This is a genomic window from Mucilaginibacter lacusdianchii (assembly GCF_009770985.1).
Lineage (GTDB): Bacteria > Bacteroidota > Bacteroidia > Sphingobacteriales > Sphingobacteriaceae > Mucilaginibacter > Mucilaginibacter lacusdianchii.
This window is the reverse complement of the sequence record NZ_WSRW01000015.1, coordinates 1-5,836: the sequence shown is the minus strand read 5'-3', so window position 1 is coordinate 5,836 and position 5,836 is coordinate 1. Positions and strand designations below refer to the sequence as shown.

General features: G+C 48.2%; 2 tRNA genes and 3 rRNA genes. All 5 read left to right on the top strand.

The annotated features are described in order from the left end of the window. Window positions 1-540 precede the first annotated feature (540 nt). The 5 genes from GPM24_RS22030 to rrf all read left to right on the top strand — a co-directional run bounded on the left by GPM24_RS22030 (window position 541) and on the right by rrf (window position 5,784). Window positions 541-2,063, top strand: a 16S ribosomal RNA gene (locus tag GPM24_RS22030). A 164-nt stretch (window positions 2,064-2,227) separates the two neighbouring features. Continuing rightward, window positions 2,228-2,302: transfer RNA gene (locus GPM24_RS22025), tRNA-Ile, on the top strand. A 25-nt stretch (window positions 2,303-2,327) separates the two neighbouring features. Continuing rightward, a tRNA-Ala gene (locus GPM24_RS22020) sits at window positions 2,328-2,401 on the top strand. 253 nt (window positions 2,402-2,654) lie between these two features. Beyond that, window positions 2,655-5,537: ribosomal RNA gene (locus GPM24_RS22015) — 23S ribosomal RNA — on the top strand. A gap of 135 nt (window positions 5,538-5,672) precedes the next feature. After that, window positions 5,673-5,784 (top strand): 5S ribosomal RNA (gene rrf, locus GPM24_RS22010). Together the 16S, 23S and 5S rRNA genes with 2 tRNA genes alongside form the textbook arrangement of a ribosomal RNA operon. Window positions 5,785-5,836: the final 52 nt, after the last annotated feature.

Genomic DNA, 5,836 nt, shown 5'->3' with positions numbered 1-5,836 from the left:
GGAACAGCAGTTGGCTGCAGCCACGAGGCGGCAGGTGACTGGTCAGGGACGGGGCTTTGGAAAGGCAGTTAAATCAGCCTTAAAAAAACTTGAAAAAAGTTCTTGACGAAGCGAAAAAGAAATGTACCTTTGCACTCCCAATCACGAGGAAAGGGGCGAAGATTGAAAAGCGGCTTAGCGTTACCAGGAAAGCAGAAATGCACACGGAAGCTGAGCGAGAAAGAAAGAAAAAAATCTGAAAAAAGATTTTGGAAATTCGGAAAAGCTTTCTACCTTTGCACTCCCAATCGAAACGAAAGGGAAACAAAATCAGAAACATCACTTACCGCAACGGTAAGATAGATATAAAAAGCGGAACCGTGACGGGGAAGCGAGAAAAGTTCTTTTAAGAAATAATCATGTAGCGTAGCGGGAGACAACCATTGAGGTTGTTCTCAGTCAAAACCAAAACCACGATAAGTTACGGAATACTGTATAAAGATATAATTAATACAGATTTCTATTTTGAGTAATAGGGTCTGGATACAAACAAAACATTTTACAATGGAGAGTTTGATCCTGGCTCAGGATGAACGCTAGCGGCAGGCCTAATACATGCAAGTCGGACGGGATTGAGGAGCTTGCTTCTCATGAGAGTGGCGCACGGGTGCGTAACACGTATGTAACCTACCTTCATCAGGGGGATAGCCTCTCGAAAGAGAGATTAACACCGCATAAAATCACAGTGCAGCATTGCATAATGATCAAATATTTATAGGATGAAGATGGGCATGCGGGACATTAGCTAGTTGGTGTGGGTAACGGCCCACCAAGGCGACGATGTCTAGGGGATCTGAGAGGATGACCCCCCACACTGGTACTGAGACACGGACCAGACTCCTACGGGAGGCAGCAGTAAGGAATATTGGTCAATGGAGGCAACTCTGAACCAGCCATGCCGCGTGCAGGAAGACGGCCCTATGGGTTGTAAACTGCTTTTGTACCGGAATAAACCTTGATATGTATATCAAGCTGAATGTACGGTAAGAATAAGGATCGGCTAACTCCGTGCCAGCAGCCGCGGTAATACGGAGGATCCAAGCGTTATCCGGATTTATTGGGTTTAAAGGGTGCGTAGGTGGCCTATTAAGTCAGGGGTGAAAGACGGTAGCTTAACTATCGCAGTGCCTTTGATACTGATGGGCTTGAATACAGTTGAAGTAGGCGGAATGTGACAAGTAGCGGTGAAATGCATAGATATGTCACAGAACACCGATTGCGAAGGCAGCTTACTAAAGTGTGATTGACACTGAGGCACGAAAGCGTGGGGATCAAACAGGATTAGATACCCTGGTAGTCCACGCCCTAAACGATGAATACTCGATGTTGGCGATATACGGTCAGCGTCTAAGCGAAAGCGTTAAGTATTCCACCTGGGGAGTACGCCCGCAAGGGTGAAACTCAAAGGAATTGACGGGGGCCCGCACAAGCGGAGGAGCATGTGGTTTAATTCGATGATACGCGAGGAACCTTACCCGGGCTTGAAAGTTAGTGAATGATTCAGAGACGAATCAGTCCTTCGGGACACGAAACTAGGTGCTGCATGGCTGTCGTCAGCTCGTGCCGTGAGGTGTTGGGTTAAGTCCCGCAACGAGCGCAACCCCTATGTTTAGTTGCCAGCACATAATGGTGGGGACTCTAAACAGACTGCCTACGCAAGTAGAGAGGAAGGAGGGGACGACGTCAAGTCATCATGGCCCTTACGTCCGGGGCTACACACGTGCTACAATGGATGGTACAGAGGGCTGCTACCTGGCAACAGGATGCTAATCTCAAAAAGCCATTCACAGTTCGGATTGAGGTCTGCAACTCGACCTTATGAAGTTGGATTCGCTAGTAATCGCGTATCAGCAATGACGCGGTGAATACGTTCCCGGGCCTTGTACACACCGCCCGTCAAGCCATGGAAGCTGGGGGTACCTAAAGTATGTAACCGCAAGGAGCGTCCTAGGGTAAAACCGGTAACTGGGGCTAAGTCGTAACAAGGTAGCCGTACCGGAAGGTGCGGCTGGAATACCTCCTTTCTGGAGCAGTATTCCACTAAAGTAACGATGTGGAAAAAAGGATAGAGACAACTGCTACGCACATGAATTTCTTAAACAAGTAAAAAGAAGAAACCCAAAAGAAAAAGAAAGCCATATCAGGGAAAGATAAGTGAGAACTTATTGTGGCTTTAACCATAAAACAAAGTCTCGTAGCTCAGTTTGGTTAGAGCACTACACTGATAATGTAGGGGTCAGCAGTTCAAATCTGCTCGAGACTACTACAAAGGGAATCTGGATTCTTTCGGGGAATTAGCTCAGCTGGCTAGAGCACCTGCCTTGCACGCAGGGGGTCAACGGTTCGAATCCGTTATTCTCCACGCTGTTTTCTACAGGTAGTTTACAACGGTAAACTAACGTTATAGATGAAAACAAAAGTTCTTTGACATATTGGAAGAAGTAATTGACAAACTGAAAAGACAACAGTGGGACAGTTATAAAAGTTAGTAGAAAGTAACAAGTATAAAGTAGTAAGACCTCGGTCTTGGTTCTTGAATCTTGGTTCTTGCTTCTAATGTAAATAACTATCCAACATATAAAGACATACCATGCCGAGCAAAAGCGGCATGCGTAGAAGAAAGTAAGAAAGGGCACACGGGGGATGCCTTGGCTCTCAGAGGCGATGAAGGACGTGATAAGCTGCGATAAGCTCCGGGGATTTGCAAATAAGAATTAATCCGGAGATTTCCGAATGGGGAAACCTAATCCATTGAAGATGGATTGCAAAAGCGCAAACCTGCTGAACTGAAACATCTAAGTAAGCAGAGGAAGAGAAAACAATAGTGATTTCCTGAGTAGTGGCGAGCGAAAGGGAACGAGCCCAAACCTACTATGTTACGGCATAGTAGGGGTTGTAGGACCACGATATAGCACATTAAACTGAAGCGGAAGGGCATGGGAAGGCCCGCCATAGAGCATGAGAGCTGCGTACGCGTAAGGAATAATGGTTTAGTGGTATCCTGAGTACTGCGAGGTCGGAGACGCCTTGTAGGAATCTGCCGGCACCATCCGGTAAGGCTAAATACTACTGAGAGACCGATAGTGAACCAGTACCGTGAGGGAAAGGTGAAAAGAACCCCGAACAGGGGAGTGAAATAGAACCTGAAACCGTGTGCTTACAAGCGGTCGGAGCAGACTTGTTCTGTGACGGCGTGCCTTTTGCATAATGAGCCTACGAGTTACTCTTCTCTGGCAAGGTTAAGTGTTTAAGACACGAAGCCGAAGCGAAAGCGAGTCTGAATAGGGCGCATAGTCAGAGGAGGTAGACGCGAAACCTTGTGATCTACCCATGGACAGGTTGAAGGTGCCGTAACAGGTACTGGAGGACCGAACCGATAAACGTTGAAAAGTTTCCGGATGATTTGTGGGTAGGGGTGAAAGGCTAATCAAACTGGGAAATAGCTCGTACTCCCCGAAATGTTTTTAGGAACAGCCTGGCGGTTGAGTTAATTAGAGGTAGAGCTACTGATTGGGTGCGGGGGAGTCAAATCCTACCAAATCCAGACAAACTCCGAATGCTAGTTAACATACGCTGGAGTGAGGCTCTGGGTGCTAAGGTCCAGGGCCGAGAGGGAAAGAACCCAGACCATCAGCTAAGGTCCCCAAATTACTATTAAGTTGAACTAACGAGGTCCGACTGCACAGACAGCTAGGATGTTGGCTTGGAAGCAGCCATTCATTTAAAGAGTGCGTAACAGCTCACTAGTCGAGCGGTCGGGCATGGATAATAAACGGGCATTAAATAGTATACCGAAGCTATGGATTGTATATTTATATACACTGGTAGGGGAGCATTCTACCGTCAGTGAAGCATGACACGACAAGTGCATGTGGAGATTGTAGAAAAGCAAATGTAGGCATAAGTAACGATAAGGCGGGAGAGAAACCCGCCCACCGAAAGACTAAGGTTTCCTGATCAACGCTAATCGGATCAGGGTTAGTCGGGGCCTAAGGATAATCCGAGTGGAGATTCCGATGGACAACTGGTTAATATTCCAGTACTTTTGATAACTGCGATGCAGTGACGGAGTAGTGACACATCCGCGTGCTGACGGAATAGCACGTTAAAGGCTGTAGGTATAGGCTGGGTAGTAAAGTACGCCCGGTTTGCTGAAGGCCGATAGTACACAAAGCCTTCGGGTGGCGTGATAGTGATGGTAATCAGACTTCCAAGAAAACCTGCTAAGCTTCAGGTTATCAAAACCCGTACCGTAAACCGACACAGGTAGTCGAGGAGAGAATCCTAAGGTGCTCGAGTGATTCATGGCTAAGGAACTCGGCAAAATGGCCCTGTAACTTCGGGAGAAGGGGCGCTTGTAGCAATACAAGCCGCAGTGAAAAGGCCCAGGCGACTGTTTAACAAAAACACATGGCTTTGCAAAATCGAAAGATGACGTATAAGGCCTGACACCTGCCCGGTGCTGGAAGGTTAAGAGGGGATGTTAGTCGTAAGGCGAAGCATTGAATCGAAGCCCCAGTAAACGGCGGCCGTAACTATAACGGTCCTAAGGTAGCGAAATTCCTTGTCGGGTAAGTTCCGACCTGCACGAATGGTGTAACGATCTGGGCGCTGTCTCAGCCATGAGCTCGGTGAAATTGTGGTATCGGTGAAGACGCCGGTTACCCGCAACGGGACGGAAAGACCCCATGCACCTTCACTACAACTTAACATTGATATCGGATACAGGATGTGTAGGATAGGCGGGAGGCAGCGAAGTGGGTTCGCCAGGACTCATGGAGCCAACCTTGAAATACCGCCCTTTCTGTATTTGGTGTCTAACCCTGCACGGCGGGGGACATTGTTTGGCGGGTAGTTTGACTGGGGTGGTCGCCTCCAAAAAGGTAACGGAGGCTTTCAAAGGTAAGCTCAGTACGCTTGGTAACCGTACGGGGAGTGCAATAGCATAAGCTTGCTTGACAGTGAGGCAGACAAGCCGAGCTGGGTCGAAAGACGGATATAGTGATCCGGTGGTTCTGCATGGAAGGGCCATCGCTCAAAGGATAAAAGGTACGCTGGGGATAACAGGCTGATCTCCCCCAAGAGCTCATATCGACGGGGAGGTTTGGCACCTCGATGTCGGCTCGTCACATCCTGGGGCTGGAGAAGGTCCCAAGGGTTCGGCTGTTCGCCGATTAAAGTGGCACGCGAGCTGGGTTCAGAACGTCGCGAGACAGTTCGGTCCCTATCTGTTGTGGGCGCAGGAAGTTTGAGTGGGGCTGACCTTAGTACGAGAGGACCGGGTTGGACAAGCCTCTAGTGAATCTGTTATGACGCCAGTTGTACTGCAGAGTAGCTACGCTTGGAATAGATAAGCGCTGAAAGCATCTAAGTGCGAAACTAGCCACAAGATGAGACTTCCCTTGAGGGTCGTGGAAGACTACCACGTTGATAGGTTACAGGTGTAAAGGTGGTGACATCATAGCCGAGTAATACTAATTGCCCGACGCTTTCTTCGGAACAACAAACAGATAGTGTGCTGCATTCTTTCCGGATGCAGCACCATCAAAACAAAAAAGCTGCTGTCTTTTCAGCCATCAACTACTTCTTTCAATCATATGTCATTGTTGCTACTGAGGCAACATTAAAAATATTCAGGTGCCTATATCGGCGGTGTCCACCTCTTCCCATTCCGAACAGAGAAGTTAAGCCCGCCAGAGCCGATGGTACTGCGGTAACACGTGGGAGAGTAGGTCGGCGCCCAATCTTATCGCTCTTAAACCCCTCCTTGTTAACACAAGTGAGGGGTTTTGCGTTT